Annotated in this window: 16 protein-coding genes and 1 tRNA gene; 3 read left to right on the forward strand and 14 right to left on the reverse strand. The window is 49.3% G+C overall.

The window, feature by feature from the left end; genetic code table 11:
* Positions 1-209 precede the first annotated feature (209 nt).
* The 7 genes from AB1598_06610 to AB1598_06640 form a co-directional block, all read right to left on the reverse strand.
* Positions 210-2,576: a polysaccharide biosynthesis tyrosine autokinase gene (locus AB1598_06610; protein ID MEW6144677.1), complete on the reverse strand. Its 2,367-nt coding sequence runs from the start codon at positions 2,574-2,576 to the stop codon at positions 210-212.
* A 23-nt stretch (positions 2,577-2,599) separates the two neighbouring features.
* On the reverse strand, positions 2,600-3,607 hold the full coding sequence (locus AB1598_06615; GenBank protein MEW6144678.1) for a polysaccharide biosynthesis/export family protein: 1,008 nt from the start codon (positions 3,605-3,607) through the stop codon (positions 2,600-2,602).
* 173 nt (positions 3,608-3,780) lie between these two features.
* Positions 3,781-4,371, reverse strand: a complete 591-nt coding sequence (locus tag AB1598_06620; protein ID MEW6144679.1) for a UpxY family transcription antiterminator — start codon at positions 4,369-4,371, stop codon at positions 3,781-3,783.
* Positions 4,364-4,795, reverse strand: coding sequence for a response regulator transcription factor (locus tag AB1598_06625; GenBank protein MEW6144680.1), 432 nt, complete (start codon positions 4,793-4,795; stop codon positions 4,364-4,366). The genes AB1598_06620 and AB1598_06625 overlap by 8 nt, the downstream gene beginning before the upstream one ends.
* Positions 4,796-5,071: 276 nt before the next feature.
* On the reverse strand, positions 5,072-5,701 hold the full coding sequence (locus AB1598_06630; GenBank protein MEW6144681.1) for a response regulator transcription factor: 630 nt from the start codon (positions 5,699-5,701) through the stop codon (positions 5,072-5,074).
* Positions 5,694-6,503 carry a sensor histidine kinase gene (locus AB1598_06635; GenBank protein MEW6144682.1) on the reverse strand — a complete coding sequence of 270 codons (810 nt, stop codon included), beginning with the start codon at positions 6,501-6,503 and terminating at the stop codon, positions 5,694-5,696. Before AB1598_06635 ends, AB1598_06630 begins: the two co-directional genes overlap by 8 nt.
* A gap of 844 nt (positions 6,504-7,347) precedes the next feature.
* Positions 7,348-8,097: a ribonuclease Z gene (locus tag AB1598_06640; protein ID MEW6144683.1), complete on the reverse strand. Its 750-nt coding sequence runs from the start codon at positions 8,095-8,097 to the stop codon at positions 7,348-7,350.
* 598 nt (positions 8,098-8,695) lie between these two features.
* Here AB1598_06640 and glsA point away from each other — a divergent pair.
* From glsA to AB1598_06655, 3 genes are all read left to right on the forward strand, one after another.
* On the forward strand, positions 8,696-10,585 hold the full coding sequence (gene glsA / locus AB1598_06645) for a glutaminase A (protein MEW6144684.1): 1,890 nt from the start codon (positions 8,696-8,698) through the stop codon (positions 10,583-10,585).
* Between the two features lie 297 nt (positions 10,586-10,882).
* On the forward strand, positions 10,883-14,056 hold the full coding sequence (locus tag AB1598_06650; GenBank protein ID MEW6144685.1) for a FecR domain-containing protein: 3,174 nt from the start codon (positions 10,883-10,885) through the stop codon (positions 14,054-14,056).
* A gap of 913 nt (positions 14,057-14,969) precedes the next feature.
* Positions 14,970-17,240 (forward strand): adenylate/guanylate cyclase domain-containing protein, encoded by a 2,271-nt coding sequence (locus AB1598_06655; GenBank protein MEW6144686.1) that lies wholly within the window; start codon positions 14,970-14,972, stop codon positions 17,238-17,240.
* Between the two features lie 233 nt (positions 17,241-17,473).
* On the opposite strand, the gene AB1598_06660 is transcribed toward AB1598_06655, so the two are convergent.
* From AB1598_06660 to AB1598_06690, 7 genes are all read right to left on the reverse strand, one after another.
* Positions 17,474-17,559 (reverse strand) — tRNA-Ser (locus tag AB1598_06660).
* Between the two features lie 423 nt (positions 17,560-17,982).
* The gene (locus AB1598_06665) at positions 17,983-18,342 is read right to left on the reverse strand and encodes a cupin domain-containing protein (protein MEW6144687.1); all 360 of its coding nucleotides are present in this window, start codon (positions 18,340-18,342) and stop codon (positions 17,983-17,985) included.
* A 646-nt stretch (positions 18,343-18,988) separates the two neighbouring features.
* The gene (locus AB1598_06670; GenBank protein MEW6144688.1) at positions 18,989-19,165 is read right to left on the reverse strand and encodes a hypothetical protein; all 177 of its coding nucleotides are present in this window, start codon (positions 19,163-19,165) and stop codon (positions 18,989-18,991) included.
* Between the two features lie 176 nt (positions 19,166-19,341).
* Complete coding sequence (locus AB1598_06675) at positions 19,342-19,632, reverse strand: hypothetical protein (protein ID MEW6144689.1); 291 nt, start codon at positions 19,630-19,632, stop codon at positions 19,342-19,344.
* A gap of 308 nt (positions 19,633-19,940) precedes the next feature.
* Positions 19,941-21,059: an esterase-like activity of phytase family protein gene (locus AB1598_06680; protein ID MEW6144690.1), complete on the reverse strand. Its 1,119-nt coding sequence runs from the start codon at positions 21,057-21,059 to the stop codon at positions 19,941-19,943.
* Between the two features lie 354 nt (positions 21,060-21,413).
* Positions 21,414-22,013, reverse strand: coding sequence for a histidine phosphatase family protein (locus AB1598_06685; GenBank protein MEW6144691.1), 600 nt, complete (start codon positions 22,011-22,013; stop codon positions 21,414-21,416).
* A gap of 100 nt (positions 22,014-22,113) precedes the next feature.
* The gene (locus AB1598_06690; protein MEW6144692.1) at positions 22,114-23,802 is read right to left on the reverse strand and encodes a hypothetical protein; all 1,689 of its coding nucleotides are present in this window, start codon (positions 23,800-23,802) and stop codon (positions 22,114-22,116) included.
* Positions 23,803-24,005: the final 203 nt, after the last annotated feature.

A 24,005-nucleotide genomic window follows, 5' to 3' on the forward strand; every position in this document is an offset into this window, starting at 1 on the left:
AATTCATGATGCACCATGGGACCGTTTCGACGTCCGGCATAACCGTCCACAATGAACTGCCGGAATGGAGAACAGAACGCGTGAACACCGCCTTTTCGGGAATTCAGACCGCCTGTCCAGGGGTTCCGTTGACGCATTCGGCACAAACATTACTCACTGGCTTCCGACCACGATCGATATACTGATAAAATCGATTTTTAAGAGAGACATCAGGACTGGGCGAATTTGAAACTTCCCTTTCCGCTGTCCTCCGATACATCATAATAGTCATAGACGCTCCCGCTCTTCTTCCCGAATTCGAGCCTGTTTACAACCACGCCTATGATTCTGGCCCCGACTTTGATGAGGTCTTCCATGCTGTTTCTGAGCCCTTCCCTGTCCACTATCCCGACGCTTGCGACAAGGAGGACGCTGTCAACCTGCCGGGACAGGAGCCGTGCGTCTGCAAGCTCCATGACAGGAATACCGTCGAGGATGACATTGTCATACTTCTTCACAAGATGGTCTATCAACTCCTTCATCCTCTTCGAATCAATCAGGTCCGCTGGGTTCGGCATGATCGGTCCCGCCGGGATGATATCGAGGCCGTTTATGCCCGCGTTATAAATAATACTATCCATTCCCGAGCTGCCGTTCAGATATGAGCTTAATCCCGGTCCGCCGTTTAAGTCCTTGAGGAAGACTTTATGAATGCTTGGTCTCCTCAAGTCCGCGTCTACGAGTATTACCTTGAGTCCCGACTGGACCATTGTAAGCGCCAGGTTGGAGGATATGGTCGTTTTGCCCTCAAGAGGTTGAGTGCTCGTCACCATCAATGCTTTTGGCGGCCTGTGGTCGCGGAGGGAGTAAAGCACGGACGTTTTGAGAACTCTGAAGGCCTCCGATATTTTGGACTGGGGACTCGTATAAACTATCATTTCGAGCTGATCGAGATCACTCCGCCTCGCTCTTGGTATTTTGCCCATGAACGGTATGGACAGTCTCTTTTTGAGATCTTCCTCATCACGAATTGTCCTGTCGAAGTGCTCGAACCCGAATGCTACAAGAACACCCCCTACGAATCCCAAAATAGCGGCGACCAGTATGTTCAACAAAATGTTTGGCTTATACGGCTTGAGAGGGGGGAAAGCATAATCGATCACATGGACGTTGGTCGCCCTTATGCCAGAGGTGACTTCGGTTTCCTTCTGCCTCTGGAGGAGGTTCTGATAGATGGTCTTGTTGGTTTCGACTTCCTTCTCAAGCGCCTGATACTTGGCCCCTATCTCGTTCAATTCAGCTGCGCGCGTTTTCTGGATATCGGCTCTCTGCCTCAGCAGGTCTTCCTTCTTCTTCGCAGAGTCGTAGCCCCTCTCTATACTCCGCACGATTCCGCTGAGGAGCGCTCCCATTTCGTGCCGGAGACTCGCGACCTGAGCGCCCGCCTGCTTCATTTCAGGGTAGTTCGCCCCATACCTCGCATCCAGATTGTCATACTGCGTCTTTACCCTCACATAATCCTCCTTCATCTGCTGATACGCCGGATCTTTAACCACTTCGGGCAGGTACTCGGAATTTCCCCTCTTGGTCTCTTCGTATAATGCTTCCTGCGCGAGACGGTCGGTTTCCGCCTTTGCAAGTGCATCGTTCAGCTCGGCAAGCTGTTTGTAAGTCAGGTTAAGGTCTTTATCCAGGGAAACTATATCGTGCTCTTTTGCAAACCGGTTGAGCTCATCCTGGGTCTTTTCGAGCTTTTCCTTGACCTTCGCAAGCTGCGTGTTGAGAGATTCTCCGGCCGATTTCGTCAGGCTGAGTTTCTTTTCAAGCACCCATTCGATATATGCGTCCGCAAGGGTATTTACGGCTTTGGCGGAAAGCCCAGGATCGTTGCTGTTGAAACTCACCTCGACCAGTCTGGATTCCCTGTCGGGCGTGACGTTCACACGAGACAAAAATGCGTCCACTAATTTCTCCTGACGGGTAATGGCATTGCCATCACTTTGAAAATCTTGAGAGCCTTTCTCAGAACCGTTCCCCATGTGAATGTAATTCCCAATGTGAATATACTTTTCCGCCAGAACCTCTAATCTCTCTTTTAATGCAGTCGTATACTGCGCCGCATAGCTGATCAAAAAACCCGGCTTATCATAGTCCTGAGAAAATTCCGGATATGACTCCAGGTTCAATTTTTTGATAACGTCCGCGGCAAGGGATCTGCTTTGCAACAATTTATATTGCGTCTCATAAAACTCATCCTGCTGCTGGACGCTAACCTCATTGAGCTCCTCGAATCCGGTAACCTTGGGGTCTTCCGGCGCTATTTCGACCGTAGCCTTTGCTCTATACACTTTGTCCATCGCCAGGGACGTTATACCGACGATGAGCACCGCGATAATCAGACACGCCAGTACGATTTTTTTTCTCCTCCCGATGACGTTCAGATATTCGTTAAGAGTCGACCCTTCCTCCACATAGACTTCGTAATCGGCGTATTCCCCCTGTAACACGGAAGGGGATTGACCCCTCTTGACGTCCTCCAATTCGGCGCCCTCGTGTCTCGTTATTTGCCTGCCCCTTTTATCATGTAGCTGTTCCATGTTAAACCTCCTCTCCGATATCTCTAATTTCTCGGAGGGTTATATCCCACGCCCCCGAGTCCCCATATATTGAACTGAAGACCGTAAAAGAATTTCTTTATCCCGCTCGCCCCTACAATGACTGCGTCTTTTTCGTTAAGAAGCGGGTCCTCCGCTCCACCCTCGTGAATGCTGTTTAAATCGACTTCCACGATCTCTTTTCGACCGCTATCCGTATGATGAATCAGCTTAATGTCGCTCTTGTCGGCATAGCTTGCAACTCCGCCTGCCATAACGATCGCTTCGCTAAGCGTTGTTTTTCCCTGATTGATAGGGTACGCTCCGGGTTTCGTCACAGCGCCCTCCACAAAGACATTAGCCGCTTCGGGAACATAAACTAAATCACCGGGCTGGATATCGAGATCCATGTCGGCCCCGTTTCCCGACACCACTTTGTCGAGGTCCACGAGATAAGAGCTCTTCCCGCCGTTATTATCCGCTCTCGTTACGAGAACAGTCGTACCTGCCTTATCGCTCAATCCCTCAGCCGACGCAAGTACGTCCAAGAGACTCTGCTTACCTAACAACTCGTAATTTCCTGGCTTGTTTACATAACCCATGACAGCCACAACCTTACTCTTGTGCTCCTTCACGAACACGCTGACATGAGGATTGTCGATGTAGTCACCCGACCTCAAAAGGTTCTCGATCTTTACCTCTGCATCCCTCGCTGTGAGTCCGTCGACGTTGACGTTATTGAGAAGAGGGACCGTTATATCACCCCTCGAGCTCACCCGCACGGTGGTAGTCAGCTCCTTTGACTCGAACACATTGATCTCGAGTAGGTCCGCAGGACCGATAAGATAGTCGTCCGGTGACGTCGCTGCGGCAGGAAGCCCCTTGGATAGAAGCTTTGAGTTTACGTTTCCGATTTCTTCAGGAGGTCCTGCTTCTTCTTCGGATATACTCGTGCTTCTGACGCTGCTCCCGCCCCCGCAACCTGCAGCAAAACTCGTGAGAAGAAATAAAATAAAGAGATATCTTTTAACCATGTTACCCTCCCCATGGGCACGAAAGAACGATAATTCACCTTGGGATTAACTGCTTTTACGGCTGTCCGGAACGCGCGAACACGGGATTTGACACAGCTTCGCCACCTGACTCACATCCCTAAACTCACTACGCCGTTATCCGGGAACCGGTTTATTACAAAGCCGGCAAACAATCAAACTAATTCAATATCAGCCGTGTTTATATCAACAGCCACGGACCGCTTAATGATATCGATCGAAATAACGAGTCTTTTGTTCCCTTTCCCGGAAAGTACCTTTCCCGTAATTCCCGCGAGCGGGCCGTTTATGACTCTTACTTCTTTCCCCTCCTCAAAATACGGGTACGGATCGCTCTCCATTTTCGCTTCCAAGAATTTTCTGACAGAATCTATCTGATCATTCGGGACAGGCTGGAGCCTGCCGTTTGCGCTCAGTATTCTGACCACCCCTCGAGTGTTCAGAACTTGAAAAATCGCGAGTGAATCAAGCGGGTGGATTCGCACAAAAAGGTAGCCGGGGAAAAGCGGGAGCTGAATCCGTTTCTTCCTGTCTATCCACTGACTGACGACATCCCTCAGAGGGAGAAAAGTCTCGATCCCCCTTTTCTCAATAGAGCGGTTGACCGCCTTTTCATGCCTGACGTTGGTGTAAACCGCATACCATTCTTTGTGCTCATTGTGCGCGCCGATGTCGAAGTTACCGGACGAGAGGGTTCTCTCCTTGTGCACAGATTGCGTGATGTCAGTTTCGACGATTTTATTCATAATATTTCCGTCCCGATGCCGGTCTCAGAGCCCCAGGCGGGCCCTCTTGCGCCGATGAACCATGCTTCTTTGCCAGCCTGTTTATAATTCTTGCAACCTCATCGAATTCCGTGGATTTATCCAGGAAATAATCCGCTCCCTCATCTAAACATTTTTTTCTATACTGAGGGTATGGAAAGTTCGTGAGCATTATTATTTTCTGATCGGAACGACTATTCTTAAACTTTTTAAGAAGTTGTATTCCATTCCACTCATCCATGCGTATGTCGAGTATTATGACGTTCGGTTTGAGGTTATTGTTTGCCAGAATCGCGCTTCGTCCGTCTTCAGCCTGCTCCACGATATCCACTCCGTCAATCGAATCAAGTAAACTTACCAACCTGTCACGCACAATCTTGGAATCATCCACTACTAAAACCTTCATGATATTGTTATCCGAACAGTTTTGTACTGAGCATAACGTATAGGCGTTAAATTAGAAATCAGGAAACTTCCCTAATTTATATAGGACTCTGGATAATAGTTTTGTAGGGATTTTCCTACAATTGCATCAAGCAGAAAGACTGCAAAGGTTGAGCAGAGGAATTCTGCTAATTGATCATTTACTCTGACAAGAAGCGTATTAATTGAATTACATGCCGCAAATGTTTCAGAATGTCGGAGTAAATGCCGGAAGGTTACATTGCAAAATACGCCTGAGCTAAACGAGGGCGTGCCTGATGGAATAATTTATGAGCTCGGCGTTCGTTTTCATGTTCATTTTCTGTAGTATGCGCGTGCGGTATGTGCTCACAGTCTTTTCGCTTAAAAATAGCTCATTCGATATCTCTTTTATCGTCTTACCCATCGCAATCATGCACAACACCTGGAACTCGCGGTTCGAGAGGGCCTCATCTGGCGTCGAAGAGGAATTATCATCCAAATCTTGAGCCAACTTTTCAGCGAGAGACGGACTCACGTACTTGCCCCCGGCGACAACCTTCCTCACAGCTCTCACGAGCTCTTCGGGGGCGCTGTCTTTGGTCATATAACCTGCAGCACCGGCTTTAAGAACTCTTACGGCATACAAGCTTTCCGGGTAAATGCTTATTATAAGCACGTTCATTCCGGCATGTTCCCTCTTTAACTGCTCCAGAAGATCGAGCCCGTTCCTATCGGGAAGCGATATATCGAGCAGTATCACATCAAACTTCGTATTGCGGATTAACTCCAGGGCCTCTCTCGCTGTTCTCGCTTCGTCATAAACAGAGATATCGGATTCGTTCTCAAGAATAAATTTCAGCCCCATCCTTACTACAGGGTGGTCATCAGCAATAAGCACCTTAATCATTCGTTTTCCTCCTACTCGGAATGAAGATTGACACCTTGGTCCCCTTCCCGCTCTTGCCTACTATATCTACGTCTCCTCCGAATAAAAGAGCCCTTTCCCTGATACCTAGAAGTCCCAAGGACTGGGGAGCGGAAATATCCACCGTTGAAATACCCTTTCCGTTATCTATGACTTCAAGCTTGTACTTGTTACGGTATTGTTTTAACTTAACCTTGACCGTCGTCGCCCCAGAATGTCGCGCTACATTCGTCAGAGTTTCCTGAAAAATCCGGAATACGGCGGTAGCGTACTCCCTTTCGAGCTCCATGCATTCAAGCTCGGAGACGAAAATACACTTAATTCCCGTCAGCTTCTCGAAGTCCTGCGCCTGCCATTCGATGGCTCCGATTGTCCCGAGGTCATCGAGTATGCCGGGCCTCAGCTCCATCGCAATCCTGCGGACCGATTGAATGTTCGAGTCTATAAGCGCTGACATTTTCCTGATTATTTCGTTCAGCGGCTCCGTCAGGGTCTTGTCAAATTTCTCATCGAGCCGAGCTTTCAACAAACCCAGGTCTATTTTAAGCGCCGTTAGCGACTGGCCGAGCTCATCATGAACCTCACGCGATATTTTTGTCCTCTCTTCTTCGCGTACGGACTCAAGGTGCTTAGTCAGAGCACGTAGCTGTTTATAAGAATTTTTGAGCTCTCTTTCTTTGAACCTTCTCTTGGTGATCTCTTTTCTCAGAGTTTCGTTAGTCTCTTCGAGCTCCGCATTCCTATTATCGACATGCGTGTCAGACTTTGAATTTATCCCTTTCACCTTGCGGACTCCGCACTTCTATCGGATGGTATCCAATACCGTTCGTTTATTTAGACATATAAATATCCGTGCCACCCTGCAATAATCTCGGATATATATATCTAGAAGTTCTGCGGGTTAACAATCCCTGGCATCGTTCCGCATGTTTCCACATCTCGAAGTGTGGAAAACGAGATTTCAATCCAGGATCCATTTAGTAAAGCGACGGGAGCAAATATCGAGTCTTCTTTCTCCGAAACATTCATTCTTGTAAGCCTAACTTATAAAAAATCACAATCAAGCAAAATTTAAATGAAGGTATAGAAGGTATGAACAATCTTTGCAGTTCATAGCCCTAGGTAAAATTCATGGCAGTGATTCCGGTATGATACGATTGAAATTACCGATCAAAAACTAATTAATTAGAACAGCCATGTCGTAAAAACAGGGACACCAAGAATGTGAAATACAACTCACTGTTGTTGGAAGATAATGAGGTGGCGGAGGGCGAGGGATTCGAACCCCCAAGTCCTTGCGGACGCCGGTTTTCAAGTCCTATTCAGTGCGTATTCATAACTCTCCGGAGTCACCGAAATAATTGTAAACACACTTAAAAAAACGATTTCCATCTATTACATCTGGTTCAATTGGTTCTATATGGTGGCAAGAATTATGGATGGTTCTTAGAAAATGCCTAGAAAGAATTGAGCGCTATAGAATGACACCTATTACTATTGTTCGGAATTAAAAATCTTCGGAGAAATGCGCCATTAAATATTATCTAGTTCGCCACACGGCACATTGAATTGCCCGTGAGTACATTCTCTACTTCAAGTTTAAAACAGGCTTTTATAAAATTAGAACCTCAAATATCAATTTCCATCAAATCTTCAGCTAGAATAACATCCACATCCACATACTTCCTGACCTGGCTGATAATATCTATTTCATCACAATCGGAATAAAGGTGTGTCAGAATAATTTTTTTGGCGCCTGAAGCTCTTCCTATCTTTCCGACTTCAGTAGGGGTAAGATGGGCATGAAATTTAAGTTCGTCCGGAAAAGAACATTCGATAACTAACAAATCCGCTTCCCTAGCGAGCTCAATTAATTTTTCTGTATATCCAGTATCCCCGGAATATACTAATGATTTCCCATTGGACTCTATTCTGTACGCAATGCTGTTCTCGGTATGAAATGTATCGCTCGCTACAAGAACAAAATCTTCGAGCGTTACCGGTTCCTCATTTATTTCTTTTACGGTTAGCAAGTCCGGAGCAATCCAGTCGTGGTAAGCTGACTTTAGAGATGTGTATAAATCAATGAAACCTCTTGGGCCCCATATTTCAAGTGGTTTTTCGCGGAATTTTTTTGGGTGAGGATATTTTGTAGCAAATAAAAATGGGATTAAATCCGCAGTATGATCGGGATGAAAGTGGGTTATGAATATATGGTCCACTTTCAGATAATCCACGCCGACCATGCCTAATTTCCATGTAGTGCCATTTCCGCAATCAAGTAAAACAGTTGATTTTGCAAGCTCCAGTGCGTAGCCTGATGAGCCTCTTCTAATGTTGGGGACACAAGTTCCGGAACCTAATATATGTAGTTTCATCTTACAAATTAAAGGGGTTATGAACTAAATCCAGCTATCGGTATCTGAAGCTAAACACCGCCCAATCCTAGATTACTGCAATTTCTATACCTGTCTAAAAGTCGGGCCGAGGATAACATATATGAATAGAGTTCTATATCAAGGGCATTAGTCTCCAAGACAGCCTCTTTGCAATTAACCTTTGATAAGCCGACAATTACATGCTTCATAAGTATCTACAGATACATCATATTAATCACTACTCCGTCCATGCATATTAAATATCCATACTCTCTACAATGCCATTCATACAGAAGAAATCACATATATAATAATTCTCTGGCTATTATAATTAACAGAAATCGTTAAGCATAAATATTAAGCAATGCTGCTTAGTTCATGTGCATTTCCCGCTACGCATTATTTAGAAAAATCATTATCATCAGACGTGTATTTGACAAGAATCTGTGTCTATGCCTTACAGACTGAATAATTATTCAATCTTAGCAGACACTAAGCGAAATTTCGTAATATTGCTTGTCACTCCTTAAAAGATTACATCTCTAATCCTTTTCAGTGGCATTCATCTTGCCACGATATTTTATAGAAAGGGGGATGTATGCCGACAGAACATACGGCGCAAAGAAAAAGCGCCGAGGATTGTCAACGAGTTAAATCTCCGATACAGGCATATCTAGAGCGGCTTCACGCAAAGTGCTCAAAGCTGCAAGATGGACAGATCGCTACCTATATCCCCGAGCTATCCAAGGCGGACCCGAACTGGTTCGGCATCTGCATTGCAACCACAGACGGTCGGGTCTATGAAGTCGGCGATACGCGTCAGCCATTTACGATACAGTCGATCTCCAAACCGTTCGTATACGGCATAGCTCTTGAGGACAGAGGCATCAATACGGTGCTCGGAAAGATAGGTGTTGAGCCTACAGGCGACGCTTTTAACTCGATCAGCCTGGCTCCCGAATCCGGCTGTCCGTTCAACCCTATGATCAATGCCGGCGCAATCGCCGCGACATCCCTTGTGGTTGGCGATTCCAGCGATGACAAGATGCAGCGCATTTTGAGAGTTTTCTCGACCTACGCTGGACGCGAGCTTTCCATTGATACAACTGTCTACAAATCGGAAAAAGAGACGGGCCATCGCAATCGAGCGATTGGTCATATGCTGCGCAACTTTAATATACTGAACGAGGATCCCGATATAGCCCTCGACCTCTACTTTCAGCAGTGCTCAATTTCAGTCGATGCTCGGGATCTTAGCCTTATGGCGGCCACTCTGGCGAACGGCGGGGTTAATCCGCTGACGAAGGATCGAGCAATAAGTGATGAGTTCCTCGAAAACCTTATGACCATCATGACAACTTGCGGAATGTACGACTACGCCGGCGAGTGGATGTATTGGATCGGCATACCCGCCAAGAGCGGTGTCGCAGGGGGAATTATGGCGGTTATGCCAGGTCAGGCCGGGATCGGAGTATTTTCGCCGCCTCTAGATGCACGGGGGAATAGTGTCCGCGGGATCGAGGTTTGCAAGAACCTTTCGAGGGATTTTAACCTCCACTGCCTTCGCGTTCCGCGCTCCTCACGATCTGCCATCCGGGCTCAGTACGATATCTCCAAGATTAGATCCAAACGGCTCCGCGGTGAGCGTGATTCGGAGATTCTCGATAAATCGGGCACCCGGGCAAAAGTTTATGAGCTGCAGGGGGACCTTGTTTTTTCGACCGTCGAAGTAACTGTCCGCAGGATTGTCGATGCAAGCGATACCCTGGATATCGCCGTCATCGATTTCAAGCGAGTCACAAATATAGAGGACTCGTCCGCCCAGATACTGCTCGAATTAATCAGGACTTTGGGAGTTAACGGAAAATTCCTTTTATTAGCGAGCTTACAGCAGAGACACTCGAAGTTCATAAGATTCCTGCAAGAACAGCTTACGAACGACGATCAAGAGAGAACCTGGCTACGCATATTTCCCGATATGGATATCGCAATAGAATGGTGCGAAAACCGTTTGATTGCAGGTCAACGCCTCGATGACGGCTCTCATGAGGTGAAGCTGGCGGAGCATGACCTCTGCCGCGGACTTACGACGGAAGCCGTAGCGTTCTTGGAAACTATACTTAAGAGAAGGCGTTATGAACCCGGAGAGCTCATAGTTCGAAAGGACGATCCGGCTGATGAAATCTACTTGCTCATGAGCGGTGAAGTGAGCGTCAGGATCGACCTTCCCAACGGCCAAATCAAACGGCTTTCGACCCTTTCTCCCGGTATGGCGTTCGGCGAAATTGCCGTCATAAACCGCTCCGTGCGATCAGCAGACGTCCACGCTGATAAACACGTAGAGTGCTATCTACTGTCAACGGCCGCATTCGAGGAGCTTGGCGAGACAAATCCCATGATCAAAATGACGCTTCTCCAAAATCTGTTACGCAATTTCTCTCGGATGCTTACTATGGTTGAGCGGGAAGTCACTACGCTCGCTTGGTGAGTCACGAGTTTGTACCAGAACAATCATTAGGTTTTATCCGTACAGGTCAGTCGCGGTAAAAATAAGAGAGAGGGGTGGAGAATGAAGAGTAGGCGTTCCCATATCCTGTGTTTTGTTATGGGTACAAGTTTTTTGTACGCATATTTGTATTCCCATGCCACTTTCGCGGAAACATGTGAAAAACCGGTTGCAAAAGTGGTCTCAGTTCAAGGAACCGTAGAGGCACAAAGGGCGGGCGAAACGCAGTGGCAAGAAGTAAAATTAAACGACACATACTGCCCGGGAGACAAGATCCGGGTGCAGGAGAAAAGCCGTGCCGACGTAACGCTCCTCGAGAAGTCGGTAATCCGTCTAAATCAAAATACCACGATAACGCTCGAAAATGTGAAGGAAGAACGGACGAGTGTTATAGACATGATCAAGGGAGCCGCTCATTTCTTCAGCAGTGGTCCAGACAGCCTTGAGGTACATACACCGTATACGACTGCAGGTGTCAGGGGAACGGAATTTCTCGTAAGCATTGAAGACGATAAGACCTTGTTGTCGACATTCGAAGGTACAGTCGTGGCATCGAACGATGCCGGCAGCCTGACGCTTACCGGCGGCCAGTCAGCAATTGCCGAGGCGGGGAAGCCCCCGGTGCTCAGTATCGTGGCGCGTCCTCGAGATGCCGTACAATGGACACTCTACTATCCGCCCGTCCTTTATCTCAGTCCCGATGAATTTCAATCCGGGCCGGGCTGGGAAGGCATGGTTCGTAAATCCATCGAGCTTTACATAAGCGGGGATATTCAGGGAGCCTTCGACAGTATTAAGGATGTGCCTGAGGATGTCCGCGATCCGCGTTTTTTTACCTATCGGGCCTCACTGCTCTTGGCGGTGGGCCAGGTTAATGAAGCAGATGCCGATATCGAGCGCGCGCTGAGGCTCGACCCCAAATATAGCGACGCCTTCGCGCTTGAAACAATTATCTATATTGTAGAGAACGAAAAAGACAAAGCCCTTGATGCCGCAGAAAAAGCCGTGGAAACGAATCCCGACTCCGCCACGGCAGAGATCGCCCTTTCTTATGCACAGCAGGCAATGTTTGACCTGAAAGGCGCTCGAACAAGCCTTGAAAAGGCGGTGCAGCTTGATCCTCAAAACGCGCTTGCGTGGGCACGGTTAGCAGAGATCTGGGCGTCATTCGGCGATCTAGGCAAAGCGCTCAATGCGGCACAGGAGGCCGTAGTCCTTGAGCCGAATCTCTCGAGGACGCAGACAGTTCTCGGCTTCGCATATCTGACCCAGGTCGATACAAAACAGGCAAAGGATGCATTTGAAAAAGCGATCGCCCTTGACCAGGCCGATTATCTCCCGAGGTTGGGCCTTGGTCTGGCGAAGATCCGGGATGGCGATCTGCACGGCGGCGGGAGGGAGATTGAGATTGCAGCAAGCCTGGATCCAAACAACTCAATTGTCCGCAGCTATCTGGGCAAGACCTACTTTGAAGAGAAACGCACCAAGCTGGATGTGCGCGAGTACGAAACCGCTAAACAACTGGACCCCCTGGACCCGACACCATGGTTCTATGACGCGATAGCGAAACAAACGACGAATAGGCCGGTTGAGGCTCTCCAAAACATGCAAAAATCCATTGAGTTAAACAACAACAGAGCTGTTTACAGATCGCGTCTGCTGCTCGACTCGGACCTGGCCGCACGCAGTGCCGGCCTGGCACGTATCTATACAGATCTCAGCTTCCAGCAGCTTGCCCTCGTTGAGGGATGGAAATCCGTTAACATTGACCCCTCGAGCTTTTCCGCACACCGGTTCCTGGCTGACTCATATGCTGTTTTACCCCGACACGAAATCGCCAGGGTGAGCGAGCTGCTGCAGTCACAGCTGCTTCAGCCCATCAACATCACGCCGATTCAGCCCCGGCTCGCGGAGAGTAATCTATTTCTGATCTCCTCCCAAGGACCAGGCTCTGTCTCCTTCGATGAGTTCAACCCGCTTTTCAACCGCAACCAGGTAACCCTTCTGACGAGCGGCCTGGTTGCCGAAAATGAGACATGGGCCGGAGAAGGCGTTGTCTCGGCCATATATAATAAGGCCAGCTTCAGCGGGGGTTACTCATACTTCGGCACGGACGGGTTTAGAGAAAACGACGATCAGAAGGATCAGATCGCAACCGCCTATCTCCAATTGGAGCTCACTTACAAAACAAGCATTCAGGCTGAGTACCGCTATAGAAACACAGAACTGGGAGACCTGGCACTCAGATTCTTTCCGGATGACTTCCTCCCAGGCTTGAGAAACAAGCAGGAAAGAAACTACTTCAGGGTCGGTGGACGGCACGCATTTTCCCCGGGTTCGGTCCTCATCGGCAACTTTACATATCAAAATGCAGATTTTAATTTGACGGACAAGCTTAGTTCCTTTGACGCGAAAAGACCGGAAGACGCCTATAGCGCCGAGGCCCAACACCTGTTCCGTTCTCAATACATAAATCTCGTTAGCGGCGCGGGCTACTTCGATGTAAACGGAAGGATCGATACGACTATAACGATTGATATTCCCCCGCCCGACGGGCCAATAATTGCTCAATCCACAACAAGTACGGACCTCCAGCACCTTAATATGTACATATACTCATACTTGAACCCCATGAACAATGTGACGTTCACCCTTGGGGCAAGTGCCGACTTCCTGAGCGGCGACAGTCCCGATGTCGGGGATAAAGACAAGTTCAATCCGAAATTCGGTATAACCTGGAATCCGATCCCGTCTACGACTTTACGCGCTGCGGCGTTCAGGGTGTTAAAGAGAACGCTGATTACGGACCAGACCCTGGAGCCGACCCAGGTCGCCGGCTTCAACCAATTTTTCGATGACGTCAACGGAACTGAATCATGGGTATTCGGCGGGGCTATCGATCAGAAATTCCCGAAGGATTTCTTCGGTGGCGTACAATTTACAAAGAGGGATCTGGAAGTTCCGTTCCTGGATTTTACAGCCGATCCAGAAAATCCTCCGGTCCGGAATGAGGACGTCGACGAATATCTGGGTCTAGCCTACCTCTTCTGGGCTCCGCATCCATGGCTCGCGTTAAGAGCACAGTATTTATTCGAACGATTTGAGACTCAGGGTTTGACCGACCAGCCGAAAGAGCTGACTACAAATCGTGTCCCCCTCGGGGTCAACTTCTTCCACCCTTCCGGATTGGGCTCTAATGTGACAGTGACTTACCTTAATCAGGACGGGGATTTTCTGTCGCCGGACGGTGACGGATTTGTGTCAGGCGAAGATAACTTCTGGATCGTCGATGCAGCGGTCTATTACCGTCTGCCGAAACGGTACGGTTTCATCACGGTAGGAGCGACGAATCTCTTTGACCAAGAGTTCAATTATTTTGAGGTAGACGTCGATAATCCGCGCATACAGCCTGGAAGGGTGTTCTATGCACGGGTTACACTGGCGCTTCCATAATCGGAACAAATGAGCAAAGGCGGGGCGATTTTGTCAATGAGATGCAGAAAGGTAAAACACATAAGGAGGTTGTAATCATGTTGGAGAGATTAACGCTGATTTGCCTGTTAGGTATGGTTCTCTTCCCGGTATTTGGGACTGTAGCCAGTGCGGCGACATGTCCTTCAGGTTATACGTATAAATGTCCGATCATTGGGGGGACAAAATGCTGCGCGTGCTGGAAGACGGGGAGCGAAATTTGTGACGCTGAAGTCACCGGATTGGGCAACATTAAAAACTGCGTCCCCGGTGTGAATTGCCCGGTCGTGACATGTTCTGTCTACGGTACAGTAGATTTAGGAGACGGATCGTGCGACCCCAATACATTAGACCCTGACTGTGGCATCCAGGGCATCGCATATTGTGTAAACCCGGCAGGTAATTCTTCACAATCCCAGGGAAATCCATTTACTCTAGAGACGGTACTTACTGGTGTAGCTGATATCGAGAAATGCGACAAGAATGGCAAATGTCAGAGGTCAGTCGAGGTCAATCCGGAGGATTGCCCGGACTGCTGCATAAATCCAAATTGGCAATTCAAAACTTTTACGGCCACACAATTCAACGGAGAGGTTTGCGTATGCCCCGGCGGGTACTCAACTGGAGGAGTTTGTTGCGCAGATATTGCACGACAACTTGACGGCAGTTGTGCGACAGCGGGCGATGAAGTCTGCCTCGCACAGCAATGTACTGCTGATTTGACAGGATACAAACCTGGGAGGAGCATACCGTATAATTGCACCGACCTGCCGCAATAAGTCGTGGCAGCGTGACACTGTGAGTCGATGCAGTTTGAGCATATACGGATTCCGTCGAGTATAGTCCGCGTAACAGATTCAGACCGCGGGTAACTTCTCTATCGACGGGTGTGCCTATGAGATTATCTCTTAAACCCCTTTTCTCGATCAATCCTGTTTCTCTGACTCTAGGCACAATCCTGGTTGTTATAGTGCTCTTCCTGGCAAGAATAACGATCCTCGACCTTATCGAATTGAAAACTTACGACCTCCGATTTCTAACTCGCGGGCAGTTACCATCCTCCCCGGCGGTCGTTATAGCAGCCATAGACGAAAAAAGCCTAGATAGCGAAGGGCGCTGGCCCTGGCCCAGGTCCAAGATCGCCGCTCTCGTGGATATCCTTTCTCAAGACGGAGCCAAAGTGATCGGTTTTGACATCGGTTTCCTGGAGGCGGATGAGAACTCACAGCTTGCGTTGATCAATCAATTTAGTCAGAAAGTAGATGCTCAATATGGTAAAAACTCACGGCTGGCCAGCTTCATACAAGAAAGCAAAAAGCGAGCCGACAACGACACGGCCCTGGCCGAAGCCATAAAAAAATCGTCCGCGGAAGTAGTTCTTGGATACTTCTTTCATATGAGTGAAGCCGACCTTGATTATAGTATCGAACAGAGCGAGATGGACAAACAGCTTGAACGCATCAGTGATTCAAAATACCCTTTCGTACTTTACGAAGAACAGGGAACAGATTCCGTGCCCTTTATTAAAGCCTATGCGCCCGAGAGCAATCTCGAAATTATCACCGAAGCGGCAGCCTCTTCGGGCTACTTCACCATGCGAAGTGATCAGGACGGTGTCCTCCGCTGGATGCCGCTCACTATACAGTATGGCGAGGATTTGTTTCCTCCTCTGGCGGTCTTGTGTGCCTGGCAGTACCTGGGCAAACCTCAACTGATGGTTAAGGTCGGGCGATACGGAGTGGAAGAGATACAGATGGGAGATCGTTTCATACCGACTGATGAAAGCGGTCAACTGCTCATTAATTACCTAGGCCCTCCAAAAACCTTTCCTCATCACTCTGCCAGCGATATTCTGAGCGGCAAGTTCACTAAGGGAACTTTTAAAGATAAAATCGTGCTTGTTGGGGCCACAGCCACTGGCATCTATGATCTGAGGAACACACCCTTCAGCCCCTCATATCCCGGTGTGGAGGTTCATGCCAGTGTCATCGACAACATATTGACACAAAATTTCATCTCGAAGCCCAGATGGTCGAGGATTTACGACCTGCTCGCCATAATTATTCTGGGAGTTCTCATCGGGATCGCCATACCGCGTATGAGTGCACTTAAAGGGTTTTTGTTTGTCGCCGGACTGATCATCTTATACATCTCCGTGGTACTGTGGCTCTTCGTCAGAGCCGGAGTGTGGCTCAATATCGTCTATCCCCTGCTGACGCTATCAATGAGTTATATGGTCCTTACCGTTTATTATTATGCTACGGAAGAGCGGGAACGTAAGAAAATAAAAAAGGCATTCACTCATTATGTAGCACCCGTGGTAATCGAAGCCATGCTGAAGGACCCGTCCCAGTTAAAACTGGGGGGAGATGAGAAGGTTCTGACAGTCTTGTTCAGCGACCTTCAGGGATTTACTTCCGCATCTGAGCGTTATGCCCCTCATGAGATGATCGTGATTCTGAGCGAATACTATGCCCGGATGACAGAACAGGTATTCGCACATCAGGGGATGCTGAAAGAATACGTGGGTGACGAGATGATGGCTATTTTTGGCGCCCCTATTGATCAGAACGACCATGCGGAAAGAGCGTGCGCCGCAGCCCTGGCCATGCGGGATAATCGAAATACGCTGAACGAAGAGTGGGCCGAGATTGGACGCCCGCCCCTGATCGCCAGGACAGGGATCAACTCGGGCCGCATGCTTGTAGGGAATCTGGGATCCAAATATCGTTTTGCTTACGGCGTTCTAGGGGACCATGTGAACCTGGGCTCCCGTCTTGAGGGTCTAAACAAGGGTTACGGTACTGAAATCCTCATCGGTGAGAACACAGCACAGCTTGTCGGCGATAAGTTTCTCCTGCGGGAAGTCGACATGGTGCAGGTGGTCGGCAGGGTACAGCCCGTGCGTATATATGAGCTCCTGGCCGCACACGGCACGCCACTGCATCATGAGCAGGAGAAAGCATTCGGTTTCTATGCTGCAGGGCTGGAAGCGTATCGAGAACGGCAATGGAACGAAGCTCTTGGTATATTCAACAAATGCCTGGGGCTATGTCCCGATGACGGTCCATCACGAACAATGGCGGAGCGTTGTCAAATCTACCGGAAGACACCGCCCCCTGAAGAGTGGGACGGTGTTTTTGAAGCGATCCACAAATTCAAGTGATATCGTTCCCGTTAGGACACCGGACTATTATCCGGGAATTCTAAAAGTTTTTATATTTGCGAGAATTCCGAAACTTATAACTTAGAGCATCCTCTATATATTATTATCTTCTTAAGCGCCAGATCTCCCGAAGCTCTAATTCGAACTTAGAAAATACTTAGAAAGGCAAATTTGACGTGACATTTATCCTGTTTGTAAAGCAATTGCTATCGGCTATGATCATTCAACAAATCTGGCGGAGGGCGAGGGATTCGAACCCCCAAGTCCTTGCGGACGCCGGTTTTCAAGACCGGTGCATTAGCCGTTCTGCCAGCCCTCCGGGGGAATGAACGCTACTGGATATTAATATATGGTCTGGACGCCAGAAATACTACCGCGACGAAGCCGCTCAGGCAAGGAATGCGGACCATAGCATGAGACAATCGCGTTAAAACCCGGGGCTATCGAGGTCCTCAAACTTTCCGGGGCGGTAGAGATCAAGGGCTTTGGGATTGTAAGGACCGCCGTATCCATCACTCCTGCAATCACACGTGTTCTTGTCACACGGACTGCAGCCGCTCCCGGCCGGGCCGCTGACGGCAGCCCCGCATGCAGTTATGAACAGGAGAAGCAAACAAGGTATGACTAACCTTAACATGGTCACCTTCTGTTATTGTAAAGGTGCCTGAGATCGATCCGGTTGTCGACGGGATATGGACGAATTCGGGGCAAACAGTCCAGGGATATGACCGAACTGACAGGTTTAAGCCTTCTTTGCATATTCCGACATGCCGCTGATGTCGATCACCACCACAGGCTCGCTGCCGACAACCCATGCGTCGTGCCCCGGCGGGAGGTATGATACGTCACCAGGCCCGAATACCGCCTCCGAGCCGTCGTCCATTTTAACAGCCAGGCGCCCGGAGACATGGTACTGCGTATGCGGAGCCTCGCAGCTTTTCGTATTGGCCAAAGGCTTCACGCTGTCGGACCACTTCCACCCCGGCTCTAGGGTCGCACGGCCGAACGTTATGCCCGCGAGAGTAACGAGCTCGAGCTTACCCTTGGGGAAGGAGCGTAATTCGTCGGGAGCGTCCAGGTTCTTCTTTTCCATCTTCGCCATTTTCGGTCATCTCCTTTAATAAAGAGCGCGATTTAATGACTCTTTGTCAGATTCTCTCATATACGATAAAAATTTGCAAGGGATGCGCTTGCTTGAGGTTTGATGTCTTTCGACAGGCTTCCGGCATCGCGTTGCTACGCCGTGACAAGCAGGACGAAAGGGAATAAAACCCTGCCCCTCCCCTTCATGAAGCTGGAAGGAATTGGAAACGAATCGCGGCTGGAAGCCGCTCCTACCGGTGGTTGAGGGCGTAGCTCGATCCTTCAACTCCGCTCAGAATAGGCTTAAACTCAGGGTGGATGTGTTTATGACAATGCACCCCCTCACCCTCTCCCACGCTGGGGAGAGGGAATCAATGAAATCGCAGCTGGCCTGTCCTGAATACTGAATCAAGTTCAGCACAAGCTTGTTTCAGGAAAGCCGCTCCTAAGGACATGATTCAAGATATACGATGAAGGATTCACGAAACAGGAGAAAATGAGATTCCGAATAGATTCCGGTTTAGGGGCCAGAACGGGTTTTCTCCCCCCTTTATATGAGGAAGGAATTAATGGTTCAAAAAAATTCCATACGATATATTAAGCCGCGCCAGGATATTATCCGGGCGCGGCTGTGAGATCAAGCGGCTTTACTTCCAAACGTAAATTTAAAAGAGATCGAACTCGAACTCTATTAAATCATCGTCGTAATCGTCATCATAGTAGTAGTATCTGACGTCATCGTCGGGATCGACATAATAGTAGTATTTGTCTTCATCATAATCGGCGCGATCAACAAAATTAACGCTGGTATCCGGCTGCTCGTAAACATAACGGTGCTCCACTACGCGTCCGGACTGTATAATATAATAATCGTCAGCAAAACTATTAACAGCGGCGCCAAAAATTAACGAACCCAATAATGTCAATGTCACAATGAGTTTTTTCATTTCATTCACCTCCTGGTAAAAATCGACAACAGCCTCATTCATTCGAGTTCAATCAAACGGGCGTCGCCGGTTTAATCGTCATAATAGTAAAAGTATCTGACATCGCCATCAGGCTCGACGATGTAGCGGTATTCGATGTCGTCGTCAGGGGCAACGTAACGGTAGTATTTGACCTCATAATCATCGGGATCTATATAATAAACGTTCCGCTCCCGTTCTATATATACGGGCGGGTCATTTACGTAACGATGCTGCACGTATCCCGGCGGCACGATGTAATAATAGTCGTCGGCCAAGCTAATGGACGCAGCGCCTATAATAAAAACGCTTAACATCATTAAAGTTACTATGAATTTTCTCATTTCATTCACCTCCTGTGAAAATTCAACGATTTAATGTCAAACAACACATATAGGGGGGCAAAGACCATGCCATGCAGCTAAAAATATTCACAATATGCAGTGATTCCGGGGAATTTGTAATCCTATCGGCTTTACATCAGGATTACGAATGCAGGTTCATTGTCCGATCTCATACACAATTTATTGTAGGCGAAGGTACTGAATGATTTATTTATTTCTCCAACAAAGAGATGAGAAAATTTGCCATTTCCCATCCGCCTTACACCCTATAATGGAAGGCGTAATAATCCTCACGAGACCGAAGCGCACTACTTTAATAACTCCCCGACTTCGAGGAGTATGAATTCGTTGTCGTCGTTTTTCCCTAATGTACGCCCGGACGAGAAGCCGTAGTTGTTATCGTTCAATACCACTATGTGCGTCTCATCGTATACGTCGACGCCTTCGGCCGTTTCAAAAGGGAATGTGAACACGGGCCCCTGAGTTACGAGGCGCGAGACGCCGTTAGGGTCTTTTATGTCGAGCAAATCGACGTAGGCGACCTTCTCGACGAATCCGTATTCATCCACATCATCCATGTCGATCTTGTAGACCCGCTTGAATATTGCAGGGTCGTCGAAGCAGTCCCCCGCCGCGGCTTTAGCCTTGTCTCCGTTACACGCGAGCGCAGCATCGCCCTCTCCGGGGTCACGCTCAATGACGAGCCCCGTCGACACGTTTATGAGATTGAAATCGGTTACGGAATGATTCTTGTCTTCGAGCGCGTATTTGAACGACCGCCCCGTAAAAGCGCCTTTCCCCATATCGAACTCATAGATGCGTACGAAATACTTCCCGCCCAGGTTCTCGAAGGATTTCGTCTCCTCGATCCACAAGGGCGCTTCCACTATCGGGTAGAGATATTTCCCGTCGGGCGAAACCGCCATGCTCTCGAAGCCGCGCGACTTCTTCACGTCGAACGTCACCGGTCCCGGCACGGGAAGTGACTGGAACGTGTAGTGGTCGGGGGACCTGAGCACCCGGCCGTTGACGTCGAGCTCTCGGAAACCGGTCAACTTTCCGTCCATATCCGTGCGTATAACGTAAGGCCCGAACTCGTCTCCGATATATACGGAGCCGCCTGCGACCTGTATCGACTCGGGGTCGATGTCGGCCCCAGTCACATAACGCTTATCGGTCGCTTCGTTCGTAATGCGGAAAGGCAGGATACGGTCAGGGTCGTGGAGATATATCGTTTTTATAAGCTTTACCTCGCCCTTGTCCCAGTCGAACTCGACAATGTGGAACATGAGGACCGCGTCGGGGGAGTTTTTGGCGGTGCCGAAACCGTTGTCGGTGATTATGACCGCAGTCCCGTCTTTCAACATCTTGATGCCGGAGAAACCCTGAAAGGGCTGCCCTTTGACAGGGAGAAGAACGTCTTTCACGCGGGGTTTATTCCGATCCCTCCCCGATATTGACCCGAGATCGTCCCTCCTTTTCGAATCTGGGTGAGTGTATTTCCCACTCGTTTGCAAATGTGCCGGAACGTCATCAGGCGTGGTCAGGATAGAATTTAAGGGAACGATCGCGTGGCCGGAAAGGACAGCTTCGACTTTTTCCTGTCCCGATGCGAAAGGAGCAAGATAGAGAGCGACGATAAATAGAATAAACGAGCAGGCGGATGACCGGTCTTTCATTCCCGGTAAAAATACTTCAATTGGAGTTATTTTTCCAGAATTTCCTGAATCTCGGATTTCGCTTCTAGTAAATTATCAGAAGGCCTTGCAGCTTTGAGGGTCTCAAAGAAGTTTTTTCAAATCCTCGTCCGAAAGCTCGATCGGCTCGACGGCTTCATTGATGTTCTTTTTGAAATTGGAGAGGCTCTCCCCGAGGAGATAGCACGTCAGCAGCGACCGAATGTGCTTGTGCATTATCACGAGCACCTTCTCGCCCGGGTATTTAAGCGCGATCTCGCGTATCGTCCTCTTGATGCGCGCCTGAACCTGCTCAAGAGTCTCCGGCCCGCCTGGTATCGGTATGCTCGTATCCCCGCCTATGAACCACCGGCTGAACTCCCCGTCAGGGTCTCGCAACAAGTCTTCGTATTTCTGTCCGTTCCAGTCCCCGTGGTCGAGCTCTCGCAGGTCCTGGTTGACCTCGAGCGGTATCCCCAGATTGTCCGCATAGTACTTCGAGGTCTCAAGCGCGCGCTTGAGGGGGCTGGATACTATCCTGTCGAATCCGTACCTCTCCACGACCGGAAGCGTGTCCTTCGCCTCCTTCCAGCCGACCTCGCACAGAGGCAGGTCGGTCGTGCCTATGAGTCTCCCCTCGAGATTCCACGCGGTCTTGCAGTGGCGTCCGAGGTATATCTTCGCTGTTTTCACGTCTCCGCTCATGATGAATTTACCGGGTTGCTTTTAAAACGCAGCCTATGGCAAAGGCTCCTTTAAGCAAGGCAACAATATACCAAAGAGAGAGAAATTGGCAATATCGGAATTAATGGGCTGAGCCCGCAGCTTTATCCAGGTCGTGTTCTCTCGCATCCGCTCTCAGGTCGCTTTTCCTGAGATAGGGCAGGTACTTGCCCCCGAGCGATATGTGCCCCTGCCCCACGCCTTCGCTGAGCCTCTTAACGAGATAGTCCCTGTCGAGACCGAGTATATTGACGCCGTGGTCGGATTCCACGAGGCAGAGCATCTTGATGCCTTCCCCGTTCTGGTTAGCGACTTCGTAGATAGCGGAGTAATTAAGGAGAGCCGCTTCGACAGTGCCGCATGGGAGCGACGGGTTCCTCGCGCCCGCGAAGTATTCGCTCTCCGCGAACCACGTCGGATCAGGATAGCCGTGGAAGTGAAGGATCGGAAGCCCGTTCTTTATAAGCTCGGGCATATATAGCGCGGCCGCTATGGCCTGAGCGAGTATCACGTACGTGTCGAAAGACGGCCTTATGTCCCGCCTGTGGAGGTCGACTCCCCTCGGCGTCTCGAGGTTGAGCTTGCCCTTGATGAGGCCTATCCTCACGACGTCGGTGTTGGGATCGAGGTCGGTCTTGTTGCTGCCCGAGCGGGAGGTCACTATCCATATATCGGGCACCTGCTGGTATATCTCCTTCCCCCTTATTACAGTTTTAACGTACCATCTGCCTGCGCTGTTCTCCCTTACCTTGTCGTCGTTAATGCTTTCGACGTTTGTGAACGAGTCCCACTCCTCTTTCGTTACCGTGACCGGGCCTTCGTATCTGGGCGCTTCTGCGATGGCGATAAAGCCGTAGGAAACGCCCGTCCTGCCTTCGAGTATCTTTTCGACGACGTCCCTGTGCGAGAGCCTCGTGATCTTTTCGCTGAACTTCGAGCCCTGCGGGAAGAGCGACGTCGGCTCGACGAGCCTGCCCAGGTCAGCGAGCTGCTTCGCGAATACGGAATGCGAAGGGTCGTACTCCCCCTTTTTAAACCTGTTAAGCACGGGGGGCTTGATGGGGGCGTATATCTTCGGTATGAGCGAATTGAGGACGAACTCGTCGAGCTCCTCGTTCCTGTATATGGAATCCGAAAGGTTCATGTTGACGAGCGAGAACCTGTCGGGCGCTATGCCCATGACTATCTCCGACATAGTGGTTATCAGGTTCTTGAGCCCTAGCGCAATCTTCCTGTCGTACGTCGTGCTGCCGTCCGCGAACTCGGGCTCGAGCGGCATGAGAGTGATTATCTGTGTATTGAACGGGTCCTGCACGTACCTCGCCGTAAAGTCGTCGGCCCAGCCGCTTATCTTGAGAATTTCCATTACCGATCGCTCGGGTTTCCTGGTGCGGATATAAATTTTCTCGGCGAGCGCGCTCAGCAGGTTACGGGTCAGCGAATACTCCCTCTTAACGTCAACCACGGCGTGGATACTGCTCTTGACCTTCCTCGTCCGCAATATCTTTGATACGATCCCCGGCGGAACTTCCGCGGCTTCGTCCCAGGGTATAAGCTGCACGCCGTTCTCTCTCAACTTCTGCTCGAGCTTCTCCCTGAAGCGTATGATGATCTGGTTCCCGAAATCCTTCGGCAGGGGTCTGAACGTCACCCTCACTCTCTTCGCCATCTCTGAGGGCATCCTGGGGTTGACGAGCTCCTTCTGAGGGGGCATTCCCGCAAGACTGATTATAGTGCTGAGCTCAAGGTCAGCTAATTTATGGATATCCATTTTTTCTCCTGCTTCCGATACTCCACTACCCGCGGCATCCCTTTCCATGCGCCTGTCCCCATCTACATCCATCATAAAGTCGCAGATTCAAACCGAGTATTGTATCTTTCTTTTTTATTATTTTAATGAACCCCGCCAGACAGCCCATCAATTATAGACTATCGTCCGTCGTTCCTCAATAAAGGGTACTGACAAGCTTAATT

The organism is Thermodesulfobacteriota bacterium (genome assembly GCA_040754335.1).
Classification (GTDB): domain Bacteria; phylum Desulfobacterota_D; class UBA1144; order Nemesobacterales; family UBA2774; genus 2-12-FULL-53-21.